Here is a 23565-nt window from a genome sequence, read left to right as displayed (position 1 = left end):
GCCCCGTCCGGACGGACGGGGCCTTCCTCGTTCCCTCCCGCGCCGCCTCCGCGGCGCGGCGGCTCACTGGCCGGTCAGGCTCGCCACCAGCTCGTCCGAGGCCGCGTAGGGGTCCAGCTCGCCGGCGGTGATGCGCTCGGCGAGCGCGTCCAGGCGGCGGTCGCCGTGCAGATCGCCGATCCGCTCGCGCAGCGCCGTGATGGTGATCGTCTCCACCTCGCGGGCGGCGCGGGCCCGGCGGCGCTCCGCCAGGACCCCGTGCTCCTCCATCCACGCGCGGTGCTTCTCCAGGGCCTCCACGACCTCGTCGACGCCCTCGCCGCGGGCGGCGACCGTCTTGACGATCGGGGGACGCCAGTCGCCCGCCGCGCGGGCCTCACCGAGGCCCAGCATGTGGTTGAGCTCCCGGGCGGTGGCGTCGGCGCCGTCCCGGTCGGCCTTGTTCACCACGTACACGTCGCCGATCTCCAGGATGCCCGCCTTCGCGGCCTGGATGCCGTCGCCCATGCCCGGGGCGAGCAGCACCACCGAGGTGTCGGCCTGGGAGGCGATCTCGACCTCCGACTGGCCGACGCCGACGGTCTCCACCAGGATCACCTCGCAGCCGGCCGCGTCCAGGACGCGGATGGCCTGCGGGGCGGCCCAGGCGAGACCGCCCAGGTGTCCGCGGGTGGCCATGGAGCGGATGTAGACGCCGGGGTCGGAGGCGTGCTCCGACATGCGCACCCGGTCGCCGAGGAGCGCGCCGCCGCTGAACGGCGAGGACGGGTCGACGGCGAGGACGCCGACCCGCTTGCCGGCCCGGCGGTACGCCGAGACGAGCGCCGAGGTCGACGTCGACTTGCCGACGCCGGGCGAGCCCGTGAGGCCCACCACGTAGGCGCCGCCCGTCAGCGGGGCGAGCGCCGCCATCACCTCGCGCAGCTGCGGGGACGCCCCCTCCACGAGCGAGATCAGCCGGGCCACGGCACGCGGCCGGCCCTCCCGTGCCTGGGCGACCAGTGCGGGGACGTCCACCATGTGCGCTGCTCCTTGAGTGGGTGCTTACTTGCCGGGGACGCGGATGATCAGGGCGTCGCCCTGGCCGCCGCCGCCACAGAGGGCGGCCGCGCCCACGCCGCCGCCGCGGCGCTTGAGCTCCAGGGCCAGGTGCAGCACCACGCGGGCGCCGGACATGCCGATGGGGTGGCCGAGCGCGATGGCGCCACCGTTGACGTTCACCTTTTCGGGGGTGACGCCCAGGTCCTTCATTGACTGGTGGGCGACCGCGGCGAAGGCCTCGTTGATCTCGATCAGGTCGAGGTCCTCGACCTCCAGGCCCTCCTTCTTGAGGGCGTGGCGGATGGCGTTGGACGGCTGCGACTGGAGCGAGTTGTCCGGGCCGGCCACGTTGCCGTGGGCGCCGATCTCGGCGATCCACTCCAGGCCGAGCTCCTGGGCCTTGGCCTTGCTCATCACGACCACGGCGGCGGCGCCGTCGGAGATCTGCGAGGAGGTGCCGGCGGTGATGGTGCCGTCCTTGGCGAAGGCCGGGCGGAGCTTGCCGAGGGACTCGACGGTGGTCTCGGCGCGGATGCCCTCGTCCTGGGAGAAGACGACCGGCTCGCCCTTGCGCTGCGGGATCTCGACCGGGGTGATCTCGGCCTCGAAGACGCCGTTCTTCTGGGCGGCGGCGGCGCGCTGGTGCGAGAGGGCGGCGATCTCGTCCTGGACCTCGCGCGGGATGCCCAGGCGGGTGTTGTGCTTCTCGGTGGACTCGCCCATGGCGATGCCCTCGAAGGAGTCGGTGAGACCGTCGTACGCCATGGCGTCGAGCATCTCGATCGCGCCGTACTTGAAGCCCTCGCGGGACTTCGGCAGCAGGTGCGGGGCGTTGGTCATGGACTCCTGGCCGCCGGCGACGATCACGTCGAACTCGCCCGCGCGGATCAGCTGGTCGGCGAGCGCGATGGCGTCGAGACCCGAGAGGCACACCTTGTTGACGGTGAGCGCGGGGACGTTCATCGGGATGCCGGCCTTGACGGCGGCCTGGCGGGCGGGGATCTGGCCGGCGCCCGCCTGGAGCACCTGGCCCATGATCACGTACTGCACCTGGTCGCCGCCGATGCCCGCGCGGTCGAGGGCGGCCTTGATCGCGAAACCGCCGAGGTCGGCGCCCGAGAAGGACTTGAGCGAGCCGAGCAGGCGACCCATGGGCGTGCGGGCGCCCGCGACGATCACTGAGGTGGTACCGGTCGTTCCAGACATGAGGCACAGCCCCTTGGGATGAGGAGTGAACGAGGGTTTACCGCCAATGTACTGAGCCGTGGCGCGCCGGGTCATCGCCCTGCCGGTGTGATGGCGCGCACGTTGCGTAACCATCCCCCGAGCGCTGCACTGGACGCATGCTGACGCGTATCGACCACATCGGGATCGCCTGCCGGAACCTCGACGAGACCGTCGAGTTCTACCGGGCGACGTACGGCTTCGAGGTGTTCCACGAGGAGGTCAACGAGGAGCAGGGCGTCCGCGAGGCCATGCTCAAGATCAACGAGACCTCGGACGGCGGGGCCTCGTACCTCCAGCTCCTGGAGCCCACCCGGGAGGACTCGGCGGTGGGCAAGTGGCTCGCCAAGAACGGCGAGGGCGTGCACCACATCGCCTTCGGCACGGCGGACGTGGACGGTGCCGCCGACGACATCCGCTCCAAGGGCGTCCGGGTGCTCTACGACGAGCCGCGGATCGGCTCCATGGGCTCCCGCATCACCTTCCTCCACCCGAAGGACTGCCACGGCGTCCTGACGGAACTGGTCACCTCGGCGAAGCCCTCGGCTGACCACTCCTCAGCGGAGCACTGACCCCCGGATTCCCGGCCCGGTAGAGTGGGCCACTCCGGGCCGGGGCCGGTCGGAGCCGTGCGTGTGCGGCACCGAAGTCGGGATGTCGGGGTCGTCCGATCTGCCACGATTCCCCGGGGGGCCGTTCTGTCCGGGTGAACGGTGCTCGTTGGAGTGTTGCGACCAGGGGACGGATGGACCGCGCAGTGCGGGGCTACGAACGCCAGGAGAGCCACCGAGCTGAAGACGACCATCTCTCGCGGTTCGAAGCCGAGATGGACCGGCTGAAGAAAGAGCGAGAGAAGGCCGTCCAGCACGCCGAGGACCTCGGTTACCAGGTCGAGGTGTTGCGCGCCAAGCTCCACGAGGCGCGCCGCACCATCGCGTCCCGGCCCGCGTACGACAGCGCGGACATCGGCTATCAGGCCGAACAGATGCTGCGCAACGCGCAGATGCAGGCCGAGCAGCTGCGCCAGGACGCCGAGCGCGAGCTGCGCGAGGCCCGCGCCCAGACCCAGCGCATCCTCCAGGAGCACGCCGAGCAGCAGGCCCGCCTGCAGGCGGAGCTGCACCAGGAGGCCGTCCAGCGCCGTCAGCAGCTCGACCAGGAGCTGAACGAGCGTCGCCAGACCGTCGAGTCGCACGTCAACGAGAACGTGGCGTGGGCCGAACAGCTGCGGGCCCGCACCGAGTCCCAGGCCCGCCGCCTGATGGAGGAGTCGCGGGCCGAGGCCGAGCAGTCGCTGGCCGCCGCCCGCGCCGAGGCCACCCGGGTCGCCGAGGAGACCCGCCGTCGGCTGGGTTCCGAGGCGGAGGCGGCCCGGGCCGAGGCGGAAGCGATTCTGCTGCGTGCCCGCAAGGACGCCGAGCGGATGCTCAACGCCGCCTCCAGCCAGGCGCAGGAGGCCACCAGCCACGCCGAGCAGCTGCGCTCCACCACCACGGCCGAGACCGACCAGGCCCGCCGCCAGGCCGCCGAGCTGTCCCGCGCGGCCGAGGTCCGGGTCCAGGAGGCCGAGGAGAGGCTCCGCGAGGCCCGTACGGAGGCCGAGCGCACCCTCGCCGAGGCCAAGGACGCCGCGGCCAAGCAGCTCGCGAGCGCCGAGTCCGTCAACGAGCAGCGCACCCGGACCGCCAAGGCGGAGATCGCCCGCCTCGTCGGCGAGGCCACCAAGGAGGCCGAGGCCCTCAAGGAGCAGGCCGAGGAGAAGCTGCGCGAGGCCACCGCCGAGGCCGAGAAGCTGGTGTCGGAGGCCTCCGAGAAGGCCCGTACGGTCGCCGCCGAGGACTCCGCCGCCGCGCTCGCCAAGGCCGCCCGCAGCGCCGAGGAGATCCTGACCAAGGCCTCCCAGGACGCCCAGGAGACCACCCGCAAGGCCGCCGAGGAGGCCGAGCGGATCCGCCGCGAGGCCGAGGCGGAGGCCGACCGGCTGCGGTCGACCGCCGAGGAGCAGGCCGACGAGCTGCTCGGCTCGGCCAAGGACGACACCAAGGAGTACCGCGCCAAGACGGTCGAGCTGCAGGAGGAGGCGCGCCGGCTGCGCGGCGAGGCCGAGCAGCTGCGCGCCGAGGCGATCGCCGAGGGCGAGCGGATCCGCGGCGAGGCCCGGCGCGAGGCCGTGGGGCAGATCGAGGAGGCGGCGAAGACCGCCGAGGAGCTGCTCACCAAGGCCCGTAGGGACGCCGACGAGCAGCGGGCCGGCGCGACCGCCGAGAGCGAGCGGGTCCGCGGCGAGGCCATGGAGCGGGCGCAGACCCTGCGCACCCAGGCCGAGGAGACGCTGGAGCGCACCCGCGCCGAGGCCGAGCGGATGCGCGCCGAGGCCGATGAGCAGGCCGAGGCGGTCCGGGAGGCCGCGGAGGCCGCGGCCGCCGCGCTGCGCGAGGAGGCCGAGCGGGCCGCCGCGGCCCGGCAGGCCGAGGCCGCCGACGAGCTGGCCCGGCTGCACACCGAGGCCGAGACGAAGCTGGAGTCGGCCGGCCAGGAGCTGACCGACGCGCGCGCCGAGGCCGAGCGCATGCGCCGCGAGGCCGCGGAGGAGGCCGAGCGGCAGCGGACCGAGTCCGCGGAGCGGATCCGTACGCTCCAGACGCAGGCCGAGCAGGAGGCCGAGCGGCTGCGCACGGAGGCGGCGGCGGACGCGTCCGCCGCCCGTTCCGAGGCGGAGGCCGCGGCCACCACGCTGCGTGAGGAGGCCGACGCCGAGGCCGAGCGCCTGAGGTCCGAGGCGCAGGAGACCGCCGACCGGGTCCGCGCCGAGGCCGCGGCCGCCGCCGAGCGGGTCGCCGCCGAGGCCGCGGAGGCGCTCGCCGCCGCGCAGGAGGAGGCCAACCGGCGGCGCCGGGAGGCCGAGGAGACCCTGGACTCGGCCCGTTCCGAGGCCGGCCGCGAGCGCGAGCTGGCCCGTGAGCAGAGCGAGGAGCTGCTCGCCTCCGCCCGTAAGCGGGTCGAGGAGGCGCAGGCCGAGGCGCACCGTCTGGTCGAGGAGGCGGACGCCCGGGCCACGGAGATGGTGACGGCGGCCGAGCAGACCGCGCAGGAGGTGCGCGACTCGGTCGCGGGCCTGCGCGAGACGGCCGAGGAGGAGATCGCCGGGCTGCGCAGCGCGGCCGAGCACGCGGCCGAGCGCACCCGTACCGAGGCGCAGGAGGAGGCGGACCGGGTCCGCGCCGACGCCTACGAGGAGCGGGAGCGGGCCACCGAGGACGCCAACCGGACGCGCGAGCGCGCCCAGGAGGAGGCCGACGCCGCGAAGGCGCTGGCCGAGCGCACGGTCACGGACGCCCTGGCCGAGGCGGAGAAGCTGCGGACGGACACGGCCGAGTACGCGCAGCGGGTACGGACGGAGGCGACCGACGCGCTCGCCTCGGCCGAGCAGGACGCGGCCCGCACCCGTGCCGACGCCCGCGAGGACGCCAACCGGATCCGTTCGGAGGCGGCCGCGCAGGCGGAGACCGTCATGGACGGGGCCCGTACCGAGGCGGAGCGGATCGTCGAGGAGGCCGAGCGGCTCCTGGTGGAGGCCGAGCAGGTCAAGGCGGAGGGCGAGGCAGAGGCCGAGGCGCTGCGCGCCGCCGCCCGCGCCGACGGCGAACAGGTCCTCGACGAGGCCCGCAAGGCCGCCGACAAGCGCCGCGCGGACGCCGCCGAACAGGCCGACCAGCTCATCGGCGAAGCCACCGCCGAAGCCGAACGACTCACCACCGAAGCGGCCGAACTCCTCACCACCACCGAACAGGACGCCCAGCGCCTGCGCGCCGAGGCCGAGCAGGTCAAGGCCGAGGGCGAGGCAGAGGCCGAGGCGCTGCGCGCCGCCGCCCGCGCCGACGGCGAACAGGTCCTCGACGAGGCCCGCAAGGCCGCCGACAAGCGCCGCGCGGACGCCGCCGAACAGGCCGACCAGCTCATCGGCGAAGCCACCGCCGAAGCCGAACGACTCACCACCGAAGCGGCCGAACTCCTCACCACCACCGAACAGGACGCCCAGCGCCTGCGCGCCGAGGCCGAGCAGGTCAAGGTGGACGGCGAGGCGCACGCGCAGGCGCTGCGCAGCGCCGCGCTCGCGGACGCCGACCGGATCCTCGACGAGGCGCGCAAGGCCGCCGACAAGCGGCGCGCGGACGCCGCCGAGCAGGCGGACACGCTCATCGGCGAGGCCCGTACGGAGGCGGAGCGGATCGGCGTCGAGGCGGAGCGGGTCCTGGACGAGGCCCGGCAGGCCGCCGACCAGCGGCTGGCCGAGGCGGTCGAGCAGGCGGACACGCTCGTCGGCGAGGCCACGGCCGAGGCCGAGCGGATCGCCGCGGAGGCGGCCCGGGTGAAGGCGGACGCCGAGGCGGCGGCCGAGGAGATGCGCTCCGAGGCGCGCGCCGAGGCCGACCGTACGCTCGACGAGGCCCGCGAGGCCGGGGCGAAGAAGCGCGCGGACGCGGCCGAGCAGGCCGACCAGCTGATGGCCAAGGCCCAGGAGGAGGCGCTGCGCGCCACCACCGAGGCGGAGACGCAGGCGGACACCATGGTCGGCGCGGCCCGCAAGGAGGCCGAGCGGATCGTCGCCGAGGCAACCATCGAGGGCAACTCGCTGGTGGAGAAGGCGCGGACGGACGCGGACGAGCTCCTGGTCGGGGCGCGCAGCGACGCGACGGCCATAAGGGAGCGGGCGGAGGAGCTGCGGTCCCGGATCGAGGGGGAGATCGAGGAGCTGCACGAGCGGGCGCGACGCGAGACGGCCGAGCAGATGAAGACGGCCGGCGAGCGCGTGGACAAGCTCGTGAAGGCCGCCGAGGAGCAGCGCGCCGCGGCCGAGGAGAAGGCCAAGGAGCTGGTGTCGGAGGCGAGTTCGGAGGCCAGCAAGGTCCGGATCGCCGCCGTGAAGAAGGCCGAGGCGCTGCTCAAGGAGGCCGAGCAGAAGAAGGCGTCGCTCGTCGCGGAGGCGGAGCGCATCAAGGCGGAGGCCGAGCGCGAGGCCGAGCAGACGGTCACGGAGGGCAAGCGCGAACTCGACGTGCTGGTCCGCCGGCGCGAGGACATCAATGCCGAGATCTCCCGTGTCCAGGACGTCCTCGAAGCGTTGGAGTCTTTCGAGACGCCCTCGGGCGGGGGGAAGTCCGACGGGGGGAAGTCCGCGGCACGGGAAGGCGCCAAGGCCGGCGCGTCAGCGGGGGCCACTCGTTCGAGTGGCAAGTCCCCCGAGAGCTAGCCACTCAAAAGGCTGGACATTCTCCAGATCAAACGGGCATACGCTCGATGACACGCCGCTTCGACCCCTAGGATTCCCTCTAACACCTCACCGGTCTCATTCGACAGGAACCCCATGAGCGACACTTCCTCCCCCTTCGGCTTCGAGCTCGTGCGGCGTGGTTACGACCGCGGTCAGGTGGACGACCGCATTACCAAGCTCGTCGCCGACCGTGACAGTGCTCTGGCCCGAATCACCTCTCTGGAAAAGCGCATCGAGGAACTGCACCTCGAGACGCAGAACGCCCAGGCCCAGGTCACCGACGCCGAGCCGTCGTACGCCGGTCTCGGCGCCCGTGTCGAGAAGATCCTCCGACTGGCCGAGGAGGAGGCGAAGGACCTGCGCGAGGAGGCCCGTCGCGCCGCCGAGCAGCACCGCGAGCTCGCCGAGTCGGCCGCCCAGCAGGTCCGCAACGACGCCGAGGCGTTCGCTGCCGAGCGCAAGGCGAAGGCCGAGGACGAGGGCGTCCGGATCGTCGAGAAGGCGCAGGGCGAGGCCAACTCGCTGCGTGCCGAGGCGCAGAAGGACGCGCAGTCGAAGCGCGAGGAGGCGGACGCCCTCTTCGAGGAGACCCGTGCGAAGGCCGCCCAGGCCGCCGCGGACTTCGAGACCAACCTGGCCAAGCGCCGCGAGCAGTCCGAGCGCGACCTGGCCTCCCGTCAGGCCAAGGCCGAGAAGCGCCTCGCCGAGATCGAGCACCGCGCCGAGCAGCTCCGCCTGGAGGCCGAGAAGCTGCGCACGGACGCGGAGCGCCGGGCCCGTCAGACGGTGGAGACCGCGCAGCGCCAGGCCGAGGACATCGTGGCCGACGCGAACGCCAAGGCGGACCGCATCCGCAGCGAATCGGAGCGCGAGCTGGCGGCCCTGACCAACCGCCGCGACTCCATCAACGCCCAGCTGACCAACGTCCGCGAGATGCTGGCCACGCTGACCGGTGCCGCGGTGGCGGCGGCCGGCTCCCCGCTCGACGAGGAGCGCACCGCCGGCGTCCCGGCGCAGCAGTCGCGCTGAACGGCTTCCCGGCGTAAAAAGACCCTCCGTCATTCCGGTGGCGGAGGGTTTTGCGTGCCCTTAGGTTGATACGCATGATCGAGCTTGAGGGCCTCACCAAGCGCTTCGGACCGAAGACCGCGGTCGACCACCTCACCTTCACCGTGCGGCCGGGGGTGGTCACCGGCTTCCTGGGGCCGAACGGGGCCGGCAAGTCGACCACCATGCGCATGATGCTGGACCTGGACAACCCGACGAGCGGGACGGTCCGGATCGACGGCAGGCACTACCGCGAGCTGCGGGAGCCGCTGAAGTACATCGGGGCGCTGCTGGACGCCAAGGCGATGCACGGGGGCCGCTCGGCGTACAACAACCTGCTGTGCCTGGCCCAGTCGAACCGCATTCCGGAGCGCCGGGTCGGCGAGGTGCTCGATCTGGTGGGTCTGACGCAGGTCGCGAAGAAGAAGTCGAAGGGCTTCTCGCTCGGCATGGGCCAGCGACTGGGAATCGCTTCGGCGCTGCTCGGGGATCCCGAGATCCTGATGTTCGACGAGCCCGTCAATGGTCTGGACCCCGAGGGAATTCACTGGATCCGCAATCTGATGAAGGCGCTGGCCGCGGAGGGCCGGACGATCTTCGTTTCCAGTCATCTGATGAGTGAAATGGCGCTGACGGCCGATCATCTCATCGTCATCGGTCAGGGAAGACTGCTGGCCGACACGTCGATGGCGGATTTCATCCAACAGAATTCCAGGAGTTACGTACGGCTGCGTTCCCCGCAGCCGGAGCGGCTGCGGGACCTGCTGCACGCCAACGGCCTGGTCGCCGTGGAGGCGGGCGGCGGGACGCTGGAGGTGGACGGCGCGACGACCGAGAAGCTGGGTGAGCTGGCGGCCGCGAACCAGATCGTGCTGCACGAGCTGAGCTCCCAGCGGGCCTCGCTCGAAGAGGCGTTCATGCAGATGACGGCGGGCGCGGTGGAGTACCACGCGCACGGGACGGACGTCCACGGCGGCGGCCGGCCGGCCGAGCCCCGCTGGGGCGAGAGCTTCGAGGGAGCCTGATCGATGGCAGCGGCAACCGCGGTCCTGCAGTCCGAGTGGACCAAGATCCGGACGGTCTCGTCGACCGTGTGGACGCTGGCGAGCGCGCTGCTCGTCACGGTGGCGATGAGCGCCGCCCTGTGCGCGCTCATGAGGTCGGAGTTCGACAACCTCCGTCCCGTGGAGCGGGCGACCTTCGACCCGACCTTCCTCAGCTTCTCCGGGATGGTGCTGGGCCAGCTGGCGATGGTGGTCTTCGGCGTGCTCGTGGTCGGCACCGAGTACTCCTCGGGCATGATCCGCACCTCGCTGGCCGCCGTCCCGCAGCGGGCGAGCTTCCTCTTCTCGAAGATCGCCGTGGCCGGAGTGCTCGCCCTGGTGGTGGGGCTCGCGACCAGCTTCCTGTCCTTCTCCCTGGGGCAGGCCCTGCTCGGCGAGCACCGCACCACACTCGGCGCGGACAACGTGCTGCGGGCGGTGGTCGGCGCCGGCCTGTACCTCTGTCTGATCGCGGTGTTCTCGATGGGCGTGGCGACGATGCTGCGCTCGTCGATGCTGTCGCTGGGGATCCTGGTGCCGTTCTTCTTCCTGATCTCGCAGATCCTGTCGGCGGTGCCGAAGGCCAAGGAGGTCGCCCGCTACTTCCCCGACCAGGCCGGCTCGCAGATCATGCAGGTGGTGCCGGACGCGATGGGGCAGGAGAAGGCGCCGTACGGGCCGTGGGGCGGTCTGGGCATCATGCTGATCTGGGTGGCGGCCGCGCTGGTCGGCGGCTATCTGGTGCTGAAGCGGCGGGACGCCTGAGCGGAACCCCCGCCGTCCCTGAGCCGCCCCTGACCTTCCCCCGGGTCCCTCCCGGACCTTTCCCTGATCGTCCGCCGATCGGCGTGCGGACTTCGCCGGAACCGTCAACGCCTGGATAAGCTCCTAGCTCATACGGGGGGCTCCGGCCACCGGCCGCCACGCCCCGACGACGACCTGACCTGTCGATGGGGCTGGAGAATGATCGAGGCAGTCGGCCTGACGAAGCGCTACGGCGCCAAGACGGCCGTGTACAACCTTTCCTTCCAGGTGAGGCCCGGCCATGTCACGGGCTTCCTGGGCCCCAACGGCTCGGGCAAGTCGACGACCATGCGCATGATCCTCGGGCTCGACCGGCCGACCGAGGGGCACGTCACGATCGGCGGGCACCCCTTCCGGCAGCTGCCGAACGCGCCCCGGCAGGTCGGCGCGCTGCTCGACGCCAAGGCCGTGCACGGCGGCCGCAGCGCCCGTACCCACCTGCTCTCGCTCGCCCAGCTGGCCGGCATCCCGGCCCAGCGGGTCGACGAGGTGCTCGGGGTGGTCGGCCTGCAGGACGTGGCCAAGCGCCGCTCCAAGGGCTTCTCGCTCGGCATGGGGCAGCGGCTCGGCATCGCGGCGGCGCTGCTCGGCGACCCGCAGGTGCTGCTCTTCGACGAGCCCGTCAACGGTCTCGACCCGGAGGGCATCCTCTGGGTCCGCAACCTGATGAAGAAGCTGGCAGCCGAGGGCCGGACCGTCTTCGTCTCCAGCCACCTCATGAGCGAGATGGCGCTGACCGCCGACCACCTGATCGTGATCGGCCGCGGGCAGCTGCTCGCGGACATGAGCGTCAAGGACTTCATCTCGGCGAACTCCGCGGACTTCGCCCGGGTGCGGACCCCGCAGACCGAGCCGCAGCAGCGGGAGAAGCTGACCGCGGTGCTGACGGAGGCGGGCGGCAGCGTGCTGTCCGAGCCGGACGGCGCGCTGCGGGTGACCGGCCTCGCGCTGCCGCGGATCAGCGATCTGGCGCACGGGGCGGACGTGCGCCTGTGGGAGCTCTCCCCGCACCAGGCCTCCCTGGAGGAGGCGTACATGCGCATGACGCAGGGCGCGGTGGACTACCGCTCGTCCGACGACCGGCTCGCGCACCTCCAGCCGCCGCTGCCGCCGCACCAGCGGCCGCAGGACCCGGGGTACGTGATCCCGGAGGTGCCGCAGCAGGGCTGGTACGCCCCGCCGCCCCCCGGACAGAACCCGTACGCGCAGAACCCGCCTCAGAGCCAGAACCCCGAGGACGCCCGATGACGACCCCGACGCCGACCCCCTACGCGTACGTCTCCCCCATCCCCGTCCGCAAGGCGCACCTCGGCGACGCGCTCGCCTCGGAGTGGACCAAGATCCGCTCGGTGCGCTCCACGATGTGGACGCTGGGGATCATGGTGCTGCTCCTGCTCGGCCTGGGACTCGGGGTCGGCGCGGTCGCGGCCGCGGCGGGACCCGAGGCCTCGGAGCAGTCCGCCCTCGGTTTCGGCTTCTTCGGCATGCTGCCGGCGTCGATCTGTGTGATCACCCTCGGCGTGCTCAGCATCAGCTCCGAGTACGGCACCGGCATGATCCGTACGACGCTGACCGCCTGCCCGAGCCGCTCCCGGGTGCTCACGGCGAAGGCGATCGTCTTCTTCGCGCTCGTCTTCACGCTCGTCACGCTGATGGCGGGAGTGGTCGGCGCGGCCCAGGTCGCCATGGTCGACGCGGTCGCGCCGACCACCGGCGAGTGGCTGCGGGCCACCGTCGGCGTGGGTCTCTTCCTGGCGCTGCTCGGTCTGCTGTCGATGGGCGTCGGCGCCATCGTGCGGCATTCGGCCGGGGCGATCACGGTGATGATCGGCGTGCTGCTGCTGCCGCTGGTGGCGGCGCTGTTCATGTTCTCCCAGGCGCTGCGCTCCCTGCAGGAGGCGCTGTTCATGTACGCCATCCCCTCGCAGATGATCGCGCTCTACAGCGAGACGGCGCCGTTCAACGACCAGGGACCGTCCGGCTGGCAGCCGGTGCTGATCATCGCCGGGCTCGCGGCGGTGGTGCTCGGCGGCGCGTTCGCGCTGCTCAACAACCGGGACGTGTGAGCGACGCCGGGGACGTGTGAGCCCAGGGCCGTCCGGACCCGCTCGGTGGCCGGGGCTTGGTGGCCGGGGCTCGGTGGCCGGGCTCGGTGGCCGGGGCCCGGTGGCCGGGCGTGGCCACGGTGGGAGCGCGGCGCTCAGTAGCGAGGCGCGTTCCGGGACCGCTGCACCCGTGAGGTGCGGCGGTCCTTCGCGTTCCAGCAGGCCTTGTGCCAGTGCCGCCGGTCGTCGACGCCGCCGTACTCCGGCCAGGCCACCACGTGCGGGGCGCCGGAGGGGATCTCCTGGTCGCAGCCGGGGCAGCGGTAGCGCTTGCCCGGGGCGCTCGCGCCGGCGACGAGGCGGACGTACCACTCCTCGCCCTGCCAGCTCTCGGTGCGCTGCGCGCCGCCGTACCGGTCGCCCGTCTCGCCCTGCTGTGCGGGCTTCTCGCCGCCACGGGGGCGGTTGTGGCGCGGGGACACTTCGACACCTCACTGGGGGCAGGGGACAGACGGTGGGTTCCGTCCAGCCTACGGGCCGCGACGGGGTGGCTCCGGCCGCTCCCGTGGCGGATCAGCGGAAAATCGCAAGAACTTCATGAAGGGCCGTTGCCTTTGGCACGTGTCAGACGTTGTTGCCAGTACGAGGGGGCCCTCGGGGGAAGTTGTCGCGAGGGGGAAGAACGCGCCGGCCGCAAGGAGGCATAAGCGATGCGCGTGGGTACGTTCGTACTGGCCGCCCAGTTCCCGGGTCAGGGCCAAGGGGAAGCGCTGCACCGGGCGGTGCGGACCGCCGAGGTCGCCGAGGAGGCGGGCCTCGACTCGGTCTGGCTGGCCGAGCACCACTTCGTGCCGTACGGGGTGTGCCCGTCGGCCACGACCCTGGCCGGGTTCCTGCTGGGGCGCACGCGCCGGATCCGGGTGGGCACGGCCGTCAGCGTCCTGTCGAACCAGCATCCGGTCGCCGTGGGCGAGCAGGCGGCGCTGCTGCACGTGACCTCCGGAGGGCGATTCACCCTCGGGGTGGGCCGCGGCGGGCCGTGGGTCGACCTGGAGGTGTTCGGCGCGGGGCTCCCGGCGTACGAGAAGGGCTTCCCCGAGTCGCTGGACCTGCTCCTGCGCTGGCTCCGCGAGCCCCGGGTGGGCGCCGAGGGGGAACGATTCGCTTTCCGTGAGGTGGCGGTCGTGCCGGCCCCCGGCGAGCTGATCGGCGGCCCCGCCGCCCCGGAGGTGGTGGTCGCCTGCACCTCGCAGAAGAGCGTGCGGCTCGCCGCCGAGCGCGGCCTGCCGATGCTGCTCGGCATGCACTGCGGCGACGAGGAGAAGGCCGAGATGGTGGCCTGCTGGAGGCGCCTCGCGCGCGAGGCCGGACACGCCCCGGACGCGATCGCGCGGATCGGCGCCGGTCATGTCTCGGCCGGTGTGGTCCAGCTCGCCGACCGCGCCGCGGACGCGGCGGAGGTCCTGGTGAAGGCGATGCCCGGCTGGCTGAAGCAGGGCCTCGACGCCCATGTGACGGTGGACGGCCGGCATCGCTCGATGCGGGACCCGGTGGCGTACACGGAGCTGCTGTGCGAGCTGCACCCGGTCGGCACGCCCCGGCTCGCGGCGGACCGGCTCGCGGCGACCGCCGAACGCACGGGCATCACCCGCTTCGCGCTGCTCGCCGAGGGTTCCGGCGACCTCACGGCCACCGAGGAGAACGTGCGGCGGCTGGGCGCCGAGGTGCTCCCCCTGCTCGTCTGATGTGTACCCGTCCATGATCGGCAAAATGGCGTGGACCATGCCGCCGCCCGGCGTCTGTTCGCTCTCCCCGCGACGTGGGGCGGCGGCACCAGGCCTGTCAGCAGTCGCGCAGTTCCGGCGACTGGTTGAGAAGCTGTGCCCGCACGGAGGTGAAGCGGGCGAGCCGCTCGTCCACCGACGGGTCCAGCGGGAAGACCGCCACGCGGTGGCAGTTCTGGAAGGCGAGACGCACTCCGAAGTGCCGCTGCAGCGCACCGCGGATGGCATCGCTCGCCAGTGCACGCAACAGCTGACCACGTGCCTGCTCACTCGGCGGCGGCGTCTGGTTGTCGGCGAAGTCGCCGCCGTCGACCTTCAGCTGTGCCACCAGAGAACTGATCATCTCCCATGCATAGGGCAGGGAGGTCCGGACGCAGTCGACGAAGGCGGCTTCGTCGACCTCGCCTCGCTCGGCCTGTTCCAACAGCGCCGGTGAGACGTCGAGCGACATGGGTTCTCCTCTCGCGACCCCGCGGACGGGGTCTTGCGGGCAGGGACAGGGGCCGGCGACGCGCGCACGCAGCGTGCACGGGCGACGACCTCCTGTCCTCCACGGTAAGCGCCGGGTCCTGCCCGCACCAGGAGATTGGGCACACAACCGGCCAATAAGTGACGGGTGTTGGGCGTACGCCCGGCGGGCGTTAAGGCCCGAATCGCGCCGAAGAGCGCTTGTCTTGTAGCGTTGCGGACCATGCGTCTCGTCATTGCCCGTTGCTCCGTGGACTACGCGGGCCGGCTCACGGCCCACCTGCCCTCCGCTCCCCGTCTGATCCTGGTCAAGGCAGACGGCAGCGTCTCCATCCACGCGGACGACCGGGCGTACAAACCGCTCAACTGGATGTCCCCGCCGTGCACCCTCAAGGAGGGGATCGACGGTGAGGAAGGTGTCTGGACCGTCGTCAACAAAGCGGGCGAGAAACTGATCATCACGATGGAGGAGATCCTCCACGACTCCTCGCACGAACTGGGTGTCGACCCGGGCCTCATCAAGGACGGTGTCGAGGCGCACCTCCAGGAGCTGCTCGCGGACCGCATCGAGACCCTGGGCGAGAGCTGGACGCTGATCCGCCGCGAGTACCCGACGGCCATCGGCCCGGTCGACATCCTGTGCCGGGACGCCGACGGGGCGACGGTCGCCGTGGAGATCAAGCGGCGCGGCGAGATCGACGGTGTCGAGCAGCTCACCCGCTACCTGGAGCTGCTCAACCGCGACCCGCACCTGGCGCCGGTGAAGGGCATCTTCGCCGCCCAGGAGATCAAGCCGCAGGCCCGGGTGCTCGCGAACGACCGCGGGATCGGCTGCGTGGTGCTCGACTACGACGCGCTGCGCGGGATCGAGGACGACAAGCTGCGGCTGTTCTGACGGCCGACGGCAGGGCGGTACGCGGAAGGGCCCGGGTGCGAGGGATCGCATCCGGGCCCTTCCGCGTACGGGGGTCAGACGGCGGGCGAGCCGCTGGTGGTGGCGGGGCCGGTACCGGTGCTGGTGCCGGTGCTGGTGCCGGTGGGTGTCGGTTCCGTCGGCGGCTGCGTCGTCGGCGGGTCGGTCGGCTTGGTCGGCGGGTCCGTCGGGGTGGGCGGCGGCGTCGTCCGCGTGGGGCTCACCGTCGGCTTCGGCGGCTTCGTCGTCGCCGGGGTGGTCGGCCGAGTGCCGTCGGTCGCGGACGGCGAGCCCGAGGGGGTCGACGGGGCACCCGCCGGACCGGTCGCCCCCGGCGAGGGCGTGCCGGTCGCGTTCGGGGACGCCGGGTCGGAGGGGCGGCTGGTGGAGTCCTCGGTGGGCTCGGTGTCGTCGCCGGCGCCGTCCTGCGTGCCGTCCTGGCTCGCGGTGCGGTCGGAGGTCACCCGGTCGCCGTTCGGGTCGTCGCCGTTGCCGGAGGTGGCGCCGAGGGTGACGACGGTGCCGAGGACGGCGACGAGGAGCGCGCCCGCGCCGACGGCGGCCAGGTTGCGGCGGGCCCCGGTGAGGATGCCGGCGCGCAGGCCGCCGCGGCGGCGGTCGGCGTCGTGGTCCTGACCGCCGTCCCGGTCCGCGCGCGGGCCGGCGGCGGTCGGGGGCTCGTCCGCGAACGCGGCGAAGGCGTCGAGGGAGGCCTTCGAGGCCACCGGGGGCATCGGCCGGGCCGGGGTCGGCGGGGCGAGGTCCGGGAAGGCGGGCTTGGCGGGGAGCGGGGTGGTCACCGGGATGCCGCGGGGCGGCGAGGCGGGCCCTTCGCGACGCGGCAGTGCGGAGGTCCGGGGGGCCGACGGGACGGGGGCGGTGGACGCGGTGGACGCGGCGGGCGCGAGGGACGTCTTGGCGGCGCTCGGCGCGGGCAGGGCGAGCGGCGGCTCCGCCGGGGTGCTCGTGCCGGTGAGGTCGGCGACGAGCGCCAGGGCGCGGCGGCCGGCGACGGTGCCGCGCTTGTCGGCGAGGGCGCCACGCATTCCGATGGAGGCCTCCAGCTCGGCGCGGGCCCGCTGCAGGCTGCCCCGGCAGAGCGCGAGGACGCCCAACTCGTGGTGGAACCAGGCCTCTTCGGCGACCTCGCCGGCCAGGCGGGCGGCCTCCTGCCCGCCGCGCAGGGCCCGCTCCCAGGCGCCCCAGTGCAGCCCGGCGGCGAAGGCGGGCGCGGCGGCACGGGCCAGCAGGACGGCGGTGGCGGGGTGTTCGGCGGCGGTGCCCGGGACGAGCGCGGCGAGGGCGGCGAGCAGGGAGTCGGCCTCGGCGGTGGCGCGCTCGGGGGTGACGGACGGGTGTCCGGCCCACCAGGCGTAGTGCTGGGCGACGGTGTGGGCGCGGCCGACGGGGTCGGGGTCGTAGTTCCGGGCGAGCAGTTGGGTGAGGACGCCGGCGGCGAGGCGGTAGCGGGTGCCGACCGGGGAGAGCAGTCCGCAGGACATGAGTTCGCCGACGGCGGCGTCGGCGTGGGTGTCGCCGACGAGGGCGGGCAGGTGCGCCTGGTGCGGCACCTCGCCGCCGAGGGCGACGGCGAACCGCAGGGTGTCCTGGGCGGCGCGGCTGAGCCGGGAGGCGAGCAGGACGGCGGGGGCGGCGCCCTCGCCGAGGCTGGGCAGGGGTATCTCGCGCACCTCGACGTCGGGGTCGTCGACGGAGGGCACGGCCGGCCCGGGGGCGGTGCCGCCGGACGGGCCGAAGGCCTCCTCCAGGGCGCCGAAGGCGTCGAACTCGGCGGGGCCGACGCGGAGCCGGTCGCGCTGCCGGAGCAGGGCGCCGGCCTGGACGAAGCGGAGCGGGAGTCCCTCGGACTCGAACCACAGGTCGCCCGCCCAGTTGGCCTCGTCCTCGGTGAGGGCGCGGCCGACGGCGTTCGCCAGGAGCTCCAGAGCGGCGGCGCGGCCGAGGCCGGTGAGGGCGATCTCTTCGAGGGCGGCGTCGGGCGAGGCGGCCGGGGTGTCGGGCGTGACGGCGAAGAGGAAGGCGCAGTCGGGGGTGGCGGCGAGCAGTTCGTCGAGGGCGGTGCCGCCGAACTCCAGGTCGTCGACGACGACGATGGCGCCGATGCGGCGGACCTCCAGGAGGAGTTCCTCGCGGTCGGGCCGGAAACCGGGGGCGTACTGGACGGCGTGGAAGAGCTCGTACAGCAGCTCGGTGGGCGTGCGGTGGTGGCCGGAGAGCCGGACGACGCCGTCGGGGGCGACCTCGGCGCAGTCGGCGGCGACGGCGTCGAGGAGGGTGGTGCGGCCGGAGCCGGGGGGGCCGGTGAGCCGGGCGGAGCGGCCTCGGGTGAGGTGATGGACCAGCTGTTCGCGCTGTTCCTGCCGTGCGAGCAGCGGGAGGGCGGGAGCCGCGGGCCCGGGCGGTACGGGCGGGGTGGCGGCGCGGGCGGCGTCGGCGCGCTCGCGGGCGGTGCGGCGGCGCGGTGCCTCGGGCTGTTCGCCGGGCGGGCAGACCTCGATCTCGCTGCCGTCGAGCGGGTTGACGGTCAGCAGGAGGCCGCCGGAGACCAGGCGGGCGGTGCGTACCCGGGAGGAGGGGGTGGACGCGGGCGCGGCTGCGGCGTGTCCGGGGCGGGCGTCCTCGCCCTCGGCGTCGTGACCGTAGTCCTCCGGTCCCCGGTTGATCGGGTCCATGGTCCAAGCTCCCAAGCGGCGGGCGATGTGCAGGCGTGCCGACCCTATGCGGTTGCGCGGGTTCCGGGAACAGTCGGGGTGGTGCGGAGACCAAGACGTGAGGTCTTGCGCGGATTGGGTGTGACGCCTGTTTCGCACAGTGGCTTCACAGCCGCGTGTCGCGGCTGTGACGTGACGTTCTTTCAGGTGTTCGTTCCGCCTGGTGCGCTCAGACGCGCGGCAGCGACTCGGCGGCGAGGCCGCCCTCGATGGCGAGGATGCGGTGCAGCCGGGTGGCGACGAGGAGACGCTGCATCTGGGGCGGCACTCCGCGCAGCACCAGGCGGCGGCCGCAGCGGCCGGCCCGGCGGTGGGCGCCCATGATGACGCCGAGCCCGGTGGCGTCCCAGGAGTCGAGGCCGGTCAGGTCGAGCACGAGATCGCCGACTCCGTCGTCGACCGCCGAGTGCAGGACCGTTCGGGCGTCCGCCGCGCTGCGGACGTCGAGGCGGCCCCCGACGACCAGCTCGGCGTGGTCGCCCCTGATGTGCATATGCGCTCCCCGAGAGTGCTCCGTCGTGTGCCCGTCTTCGCAACCCTTGACTGCCGCATCGGCAGAAGCGTTGCGCCTTGTAAGCGAACCGATATCGAAATTCACCCCTGAGGGCGATGGCGCTGGGGCGGTCGGACCCCTGTGCGGTCGCGTCCGCGGCTCCGGTCGAGACGCGTACGCGACCGCGGCGCGCGTCAGTACGTGTAGAAGCCCTGCCCGCTCTTGCGGCCGATGTCACCCGCGTCCACCATCCGGCGCATCAGCTCCGGCGGCGCGAACTTCTCGTCCTGGGACTCGGTGTAGATGTTGCTCGTGGCGTTGACGAGGATGTCGACGCCGGTCAGGTCGGCGGTGGCGAGCGGGCCCATCGCGTGACCGAAGCCGAGCTTGCAGGCGATGTCGATGTCCTCGGCGGTGGCCACGCCCGACTCGTAGAGCTTGGCGGCCTCGACGACGAGCGCCGAGATGAGGCGGGTGGTGACGAAGCCGGCCACGTCGCGGTTGACGACGATGCAGGTCTTGCCGACGGACTCGGCGAACTCCCGTGCGGTGGCGAGGGTTTCGTCGCTGGTCTTGTAGCCGCGGACGAGCTCGACGAGCTGCATCATCGGGACCGGCGAGAAGAAGTGGACGCCGACGACGGACTCCGGACGCTCCGTCACCGCGGCGATCTTGGTGATCGGGATGGCGGAGGTGTTGGAGGCGAGGACCGCGCCGTCCTTGGCGATCTTGTCGAGGGAGCGGAAGATCTCGTGCTTGACCTCGAGCTTCTCGAAGACGGCCTCGATGACGACGTCGGCGTCGGCGACCGCGTCGAGCTCGGTGGTCGCGGTGATGCGGCCGAGCGCGGCCTCGGCGTCGGCGGCGTCCATCCTGCCCTTGGCGACGAACCGCTCGTAGGAGGTCTTGACGGCGTCGGTGCCCCGGGTCAGCGCGGCGTCGGTGACGTCGCGCAGGACCACGTCCCAGCCTGCCTGGGCCGAGACCTGCGCGATGCCGGACCCCATGAGTCCGGCCCCGATGACGGCGAGCTTCCTGGCCACGTCTTCCACCCCTCAATGCCCTTAACAACTGTTCACTTCTGGCTCTTCGGCGGACACTAGCGGGCGCGGGCGGCGTTGTGACCCAGAAGTAAGGCGCGTCACGTCCCGTTTGACGGACGTCACACCGGCGACAGGCCGGGCGGGCGGCGGTGAACGGCTCAGCCGGCCCGCACCGCGTAGCCGAGGACCTTCTCGCCCAGCAGGTCCTCGATCTCGTCGAGCAGGTCCAGGGCGTCGCGGGAGACCTCGGTGGCCTTGCGTCCGGCGGTCATCTCGGCGCTGATGAACTCGACGAGGGTGCCCTGGATCCAGGCGATCTGGCCGCCGACGAGCAGCGGCATCGGGTCGTCGGGTCCGGCGCCGACCTCCTCGCGCAGGGCGGCGACGGTGGTCCTGCGGACCTCCTGCTGGAGGACCATGAGCCGGGCCTGGAGGGTGGGGGCCTCGTCGATCACCCGCATGAAGTCGGCGTAGCCGTCCATCAGGCCGTAGGCGGGCGAGACGGCGGTGACATGGCCGCGGATCTCGCGCAGCACGGCCCGCGCGGCGGACTCCCCCGCGTCGCGGCCGCGGATCATCCGGGCGAGGCGGTGGGTGATGCCTTCCATCCGGTCGAGGAAGAGGTCCTCCTTCGCGGGGAAGTAGTTGTAGACGGTGTTGACGGAGACGTCGGCGGCCTCCGCGATCTCCGCCACCGTCACGGCCTGGAAGCCGCGCTCCAGGAAGAGCCCGGTCGCGATGTCCGAGATCCGCTGTTTCGTCTGGCGCTTCTTGCGCTCCCTCAGCCCTTCAGCCATGCGCCCATCCTAGGTGTCCTGAAATTTTAGGGACGTTGCAAAATTTCAGAGACTCTGTTTTTGTAGTCGCCATGGCAATCATCAGCACATCCGGGCTGTCCCGGACCTTCCGGACCAAGCAGGGCGAGGTGCACGCCGTCCGCGGCATCGACCTCACGGTCCGGCCGGGCGAGATCCTCGGCTTCCTCGGCCCCAACGGCGCCGGCAAGTCCACGACCCTGCGGATGCTCAGCACCCTGCTCCCGCCCACCGGCGGGGTCGCCACCGTCGTCGGCCACGACCTGCTGCGCGACCCCGTCGGCGTACGGCGGAAGATCGGGTACGTCGCCCAGGCCGGCGGCGTCGACCCGCAGGAGACCGTCCGCTCCGAACTCGTCACCCAGGGAAGGCTCTACGGGCTGTCGCGCGCCGAGGCCGCCACCCGCGCCGGCGAACTCGCCCGCGACCTCGACCTCACCGCACTCCTCGACCGGGGCACCGCCGCCCTGTCCGGCGGCCAGCGGCGCCGGCTCGACCTCGCGCTCGGCCTGACGCACCGGCCCGAGCTGCTCTTCCTCGACGAGCCGACCACCGGCCTCGACCCCGGCAGCCGGGCCGCCCTGTGGGCGCTCGTCCGGCGGCTGCGCGACGAGTACGGCACCACCGTCGTCCTGACCACCCACTACCTCGACGAGGCGGACGCCCTCGCCGACCGGCTGGTGATCATCGACGGCGGTGTCGTCGCCGCCGAGGGCTCCCCCGCCGCGCTCAGGTCGCAGCACGGCGCGGACACCCTCCAGGACGCCTTCCTCGCCGTCACCGGGCGCGGCCCCGCGCCCGTCGACACCACACCCGTCGCCGTCTAGGAGCCCACGCGATGCTTCTCCACGACACCGCGGTCCTCTTCGGCCGCTACGCCCGGCAGACCCTGCGGTCGCCGTTCCAGATCTTCTTCGGCGCGCTGATGCCGCTGCTCTACCTGTTCTTCTTCGGCCCCCTGCTGACCGGCCTCCCGCTCGGCCGCGCGGGCGACTCCTGGCAGGTCCTGGTGCCCGGACTGCTGCTCCAGCTCGGCCTCTTCGGCGCCTCGTTCGCGGGCTTCGCCGTCATCATGGAGAAGAACTGGGGCGTCCTCGAACGCATGCGGGTCACCCCCGTCAGCCGGCTCGCGCTGCTGCTCGGCCGGACCCTGCGGGACGCCGCCCTCTTCCTCTTCCAGGCCGTCCTGCTCGTCCTCGCCGCCCTGCTCATGGGCCTCCGGGCGCCGCTCGCCGGCATCCTCATCGGCTTCGGCTTTGTCGCCCTGCTCACCTTCTCGCTCGCCTCGCTGTCGTACGTGCTCGCGCTGCGCCTGCCCAGCCCGCAGGAGTTCGGCCCGGCGGTCAACACCCTGGCGATGCCCTCGATGCTGCTGTCCGGCCTGATGCTCCCGATGGCCCTCGCGCCGGGCTGGCTCGACGTCCTGTCGCACTTCATGCCGTTCCGCTACCTGGTGGACGCGGTACGGGACGCGTACGTCGGGCACTACGCGACCGCGACGATGCTGTACGGCGTCCTCGCCGCGACCGGGCTCACGGCGCTCGCCGTGACGGTGGGCACACGGACGTTCCGGAGGCCCGGCGCGTAACTAGGCTGGAGCCATGGTCAATCTGACGCGCATCTACACCCGCACCGGCGACCAGGGCACCACCGCCCTCGGCGACATGAGCCGGACCGCCAAGACCGATCTGCGGATCTCGGCCTACGCCGACGCCAACGAGGCCAACGCCGTCATCGGCACGGCCATCGCGCTCGGCGCCCTCGACGAGGACGTCGTGAAGGTCCTCGTCCGCGTCCAGAACGACCTGTTCGACGTCGGCGCGGACCTGTCCACCCCCGTGGTGGAGAACCCCGCGTACCCGCCGCTGCGCGTCGAGCAGTCGTACGTCGACAAGCTGGAGGCGGACTGCGACCGCTTCCTGGAGCGGCTCGACAAGCTCCGCTCCTTCATCCTCCCGGGCGGCACGCCCGGCGCGGCCCTCCTGCACCAGGCGTGCACGGTGGTCCGCCGCGCCGAGCGCTCCACGTGGGCGGCGATGGAGGTCCACGGGGAGACCATGAACCCGCTGACCGCCACCTACCTCAACCGCCTGTCAGACCTGCTCTTCATCCTTGCGAGGACGGCGAACAGGGAGGTCGGGGACGTGCTCTGGGTCCCGGGCGGGGACCGCTGAGTCCGGTTCGGTCCGGTCGTTCCTCCCCGGCTTCTTCGGCCAGATCGCGTACGACAGCGCGATCAGGCCGTGGATGCCCGCCGCCCGCCAGGCGACCATGATCCAGGCCCACAGCGAGTCGGTCTCGCCGTCGGGGCCCACGTACCGGATCGCCAGGAGCAGCAGCCCCGTCGCAACCGCCGCGGCGACCACCGAGCCGAGCCAGACCTTGCCCTCGTGGCGGGCCCGGGCCCTGCCATACCGAGGCGGCCTCACCGGCGGCGGGCCGCCGGCCAGGCGGTGGGCGGCATGGCCGTCGAGCCAGGTCACGGTGCGGTGGCCGTGGCCGATGGTGTAGCCGATGTACAGGGCGGCCAGGCCGTGCTTCCAGCCGGCATCCGCGCCGTTCCTCAGGTCGATCGCGGTGACGACCAGCAGCACGACCTCCAGCAGCGGCTCGCACAGCAGCAGGGCCAGGCCGGTACGCGGCATCCGCAGCAGGTAGCGGACGGCGAGGCCGGCGGCGAGCAGCACCCAGAAGCCGACCTCGCAGATCACGATCAGCGTGACGATCACGGCAGTCCCCTTTCGGTACTCCCCCAGCGTCCCGTCCGCCCGGGCGCGTTTCGTCGTCGGCGGTGAGGAACCGCCTCTACATCCTTCGACGGAGGGACGGCTCGGCCCCGGC

21 protein-coding genes are annotated in these 23565 nt (G+C 72.8%); 12 read left to right on the top strand and 9 right to left on the bottom strand.

From position 1 onward, the window contains the following. Window positions 1–63: 63 nt before the first annotated feature. Window positions 64–1020, bottom strand: a complete 957-nt coding sequence (gene meaB, locus ACIGXE_RS29080) for a methylmalonyl Co-A mutase-associated GTPase MeaB (protein ID WP_399751855.1) — start codon at window positions 1018–1020, stop codon at window positions 64–66. Between the two features lie 24 nt (window positions 1021–1044). Next, the gene (locus tag ACIGXE_RS29075; protein ID WP_399751854.1) at window positions 1045–2247 is read right to left on the bottom strand and encodes an acetyl-CoA C-acetyltransferase; all 1203 of its coding nucleotides are present in this window, start codon (window positions 2245–2247) and stop codon (window positions 1045–1047) included. 137 nt (window positions 2248–2384) lie between these two features. Here ACIGXE_RS29075 and mce point away from each other — a divergent pair, with 137 nt between their 5' ends. The 7 genes from mce to ACIGXE_RS29040 all read left to right on the top strand — a co-directional run bounded on the left by mce (window position 2385) and on the right by ACIGXE_RS29040 (window position 12497). Then, complete coding sequence (gene mce / locus ACIGXE_RS29070; protein WP_399751853.1) at window positions 2385–2837, top strand: methylmalonyl-CoA epimerase; 453 nt, start codon at window positions 2385–2387, stop codon at window positions 2835–2837. A 185-nt stretch (window positions 2838–3022) separates the two neighbouring features. Continuing rightward, window positions 3023–7516, top strand: coding sequence for a polarized growth protein Scy (gene scy, locus ACIGXE_RS29065; protein WP_399751914.1), 4494 nt, complete (start codon window positions 3023–3025; stop codon window positions 7514–7516). A 114-nt stretch (window positions 7517–7630) separates the two neighbouring features. Further along, window positions 7631–8566, top strand: coding sequence for a cellulose-binding protein (locus ACIGXE_RS29060; RefSeq protein ID WP_399751851.1), 936 nt, complete (start codon window positions 7631–7633; stop codon window positions 8564–8566). Window positions 8567–8640: 74 nt separating this feature from the next. Next, a complete protein-coding gene (locus ACIGXE_RS29055; RefSeq protein ID WP_399751850.1) occupies window positions 8641–9609 on the top strand; it encodes an ABC transporter ATP-binding protein in 969 nt (322 codons plus the stop codon). Window positions 9610–9612: 3 nt separating this feature from the next. Continuing rightward, window positions 9613–10392, top strand: coding sequence for an ABC transporter permease subunit (locus tag ACIGXE_RS29050; RefSeq protein WP_399751849.1), 780 nt, complete (start codon window positions 9613–9615; stop codon window positions 10390–10392). A 198-nt stretch (window positions 10393–10590) separates the two neighbouring features. Continuing rightward, window positions 10591–11679 carry an ATP-binding cassette domain-containing protein gene (locus ACIGXE_RS29045; RefSeq protein ID WP_399751848.1) on the top strand — a complete coding sequence of 363 codons (1089 nt, stop codon included), beginning with the start codon at window positions 10591–10593 and terminating at the stop codon, window positions 11677–11679. Further along, entirely contained in the window at window positions 11676–12497 is an 822-nt protein-coding gene (locus ACIGXE_RS29040; RefSeq protein WP_399751847.1) for an ABC transporter permease subunit, read from the top strand. The genes ACIGXE_RS29045 and ACIGXE_RS29040 overlap by 4 nt, the downstream gene beginning before the upstream one ends. A 134-nt stretch (window positions 12498–12631) precedes the next feature. On the opposite strand, the gene ACIGXE_RS29035 is transcribed toward ACIGXE_RS29040, so the two are convergent. Further along, window positions 12632–12958, bottom strand: a complete 327-nt coding sequence (locus ACIGXE_RS29035) for an ATP/GTP-binding protein (protein WP_399751846.1) — start codon at window positions 12956–12958, stop codon at window positions 12632–12634. Window positions 12959–13186: 228 nt separating this feature from the next. On the opposite strand from ACIGXE_RS29035, the gene ACIGXE_RS29030 reads away from it, so the two are divergent. Further along, a complete protein-coding gene (locus ACIGXE_RS29030) occupies window positions 13187–14221 on the top strand; it encodes an LLM class flavin-dependent oxidoreductase (protein ID WP_399751845.1) in 1035 nt (344 codons plus the stop codon). A gap of 97 nt (window positions 14222–14318) precedes the next feature. On the opposite strand, the gene ACIGXE_RS29025 is transcribed toward ACIGXE_RS29030, so the two are convergent. Beyond that, window positions 14319–14711, bottom strand: a complete 393-nt coding sequence (locus tag ACIGXE_RS29025; protein WP_365338231.1) for an SCO5389 family protein — start codon at window positions 14709–14711, stop codon at window positions 14319–14321. Between the two features lie 240 nt (window positions 14712–14951). Between ACIGXE_RS29025 and nucS the strand changes: the two genes are divergently transcribed. Continuing rightward, window positions 14952–15623, top strand: a complete 672-nt coding sequence (nucS, locus tag ACIGXE_RS29020; protein WP_399751844.1) for an endonuclease NucS — start codon at window positions 14952–14954, stop codon at window positions 15621–15623. Between the two features lie 74 nt (window positions 15624–15697). On the opposite strand, the gene ACIGXE_RS29015 is transcribed toward nucS, so the two are convergent. The 4 genes from ACIGXE_RS29015 to ACIGXE_RS29000 form a co-directional block, all read right to left on the bottom strand. Next, window positions 15698–18334: an ATP-binding protein gene (locus tag ACIGXE_RS29015; RefSeq protein WP_399751843.1), complete on the bottom strand. Its 2637-nt coding sequence runs from the start codon at window positions 18332–18334 to the stop codon at window positions 15698–15700. A gap of 208 nt (window positions 18335–18542) precedes the next feature. Further along, on the bottom strand, window positions 18543–18866 hold the full coding sequence (locus ACIGXE_RS29010) for an STAS domain-containing protein (protein ID WP_019889522.1): 324 nt from the start codon (window positions 18864–18866) through the stop codon (window positions 18543–18545). A 194-nt stretch (window positions 18867–19060) separates the two neighbouring features. After that, window positions 19061–19909: a 3-hydroxyacyl-CoA dehydrogenase family protein gene (locus ACIGXE_RS29005; RefSeq protein ID WP_399751842.1), complete on the bottom strand. Its 849-nt coding sequence runs from the start codon at window positions 19907–19909 to the stop codon at window positions 19061–19063. Between the two features lie 158 nt (window positions 19910–20067). Further along, window positions 20068–20706 carry a TetR/AcrR family transcriptional regulator gene (locus ACIGXE_RS29000; RefSeq protein WP_399751841.1) on the bottom strand — a complete coding sequence of 213 codons (639 nt, stop codon included), beginning with the start codon at window positions 20704–20706 and terminating at the stop codon, window positions 20068–20070. A 71-nt stretch (window positions 20707–20777) separates the two neighbouring features. On the opposite strand from ACIGXE_RS29000, the gene ACIGXE_RS28995 reads away from it, so the two are divergent. The 3 genes from ACIGXE_RS28995 to ACIGXE_RS28985 are packed head-to-tail and all read left to right on the top strand — an operon-like array spanning window position 20778 to window position 22898. Next, window positions 20778–21551: an ABC transporter ATP-binding protein gene (locus tag ACIGXE_RS28995; protein ID WP_399751840.1), complete on the top strand. Its 774-nt coding sequence runs from the start codon at window positions 20778–20780 to the stop codon at window positions 21549–21551. Window positions 21552–21562: 11 nt separating this feature from the next. Continuing rightward, on the top strand, window positions 21563–22312 hold the full coding sequence (locus ACIGXE_RS28990) for an ABC transporter permease (protein ID WP_399751839.1): 750 nt from the start codon (window positions 21563–21565) through the stop codon (window positions 22310–22312). 13 nt (window positions 22313–22325) lie between these two features. Next, window positions 22326–22898 carry a cob(I)yrinic acid a,c-diamide adenosyltransferase gene (locus tag ACIGXE_RS28985; protein ID WP_365338247.1) on the top strand — a complete coding sequence of 191 codons (573 nt, stop codon included), beginning with the start codon at window positions 22326–22328 and terminating at the stop codon, window positions 22896–22898. On the opposite strand, the gene ACIGXE_RS28980 is transcribed toward ACIGXE_RS28985, so the two are convergent. Continuing rightward, complete coding sequence (locus ACIGXE_RS28980) at window positions 22818–23453, bottom strand: hypothetical protein (RefSeq protein ID WP_399751838.1); 636 nt, start codon at window positions 23451–23453, stop codon at window positions 22818–22820. The two genes, ACIGXE_RS28985 and ACIGXE_RS28980, sit on opposite strands and share 81 nt — an antisense overlap. Between the last annotated feature and the right edge of the window lie 112 nt (window positions 23454–23565).

Origin of the sequence: Streptomyces sp. NPDC053431, assembly GCF_044544925.1 — a bacterium.
Lineage (GTDB): Bacteria > Actinomycetota > Actinomycetes > Streptomycetales > Streptomycetaceae > Streptomyces.
This window is presented reverse-complemented; position numbering and strand designations above follow the sequence as displayed.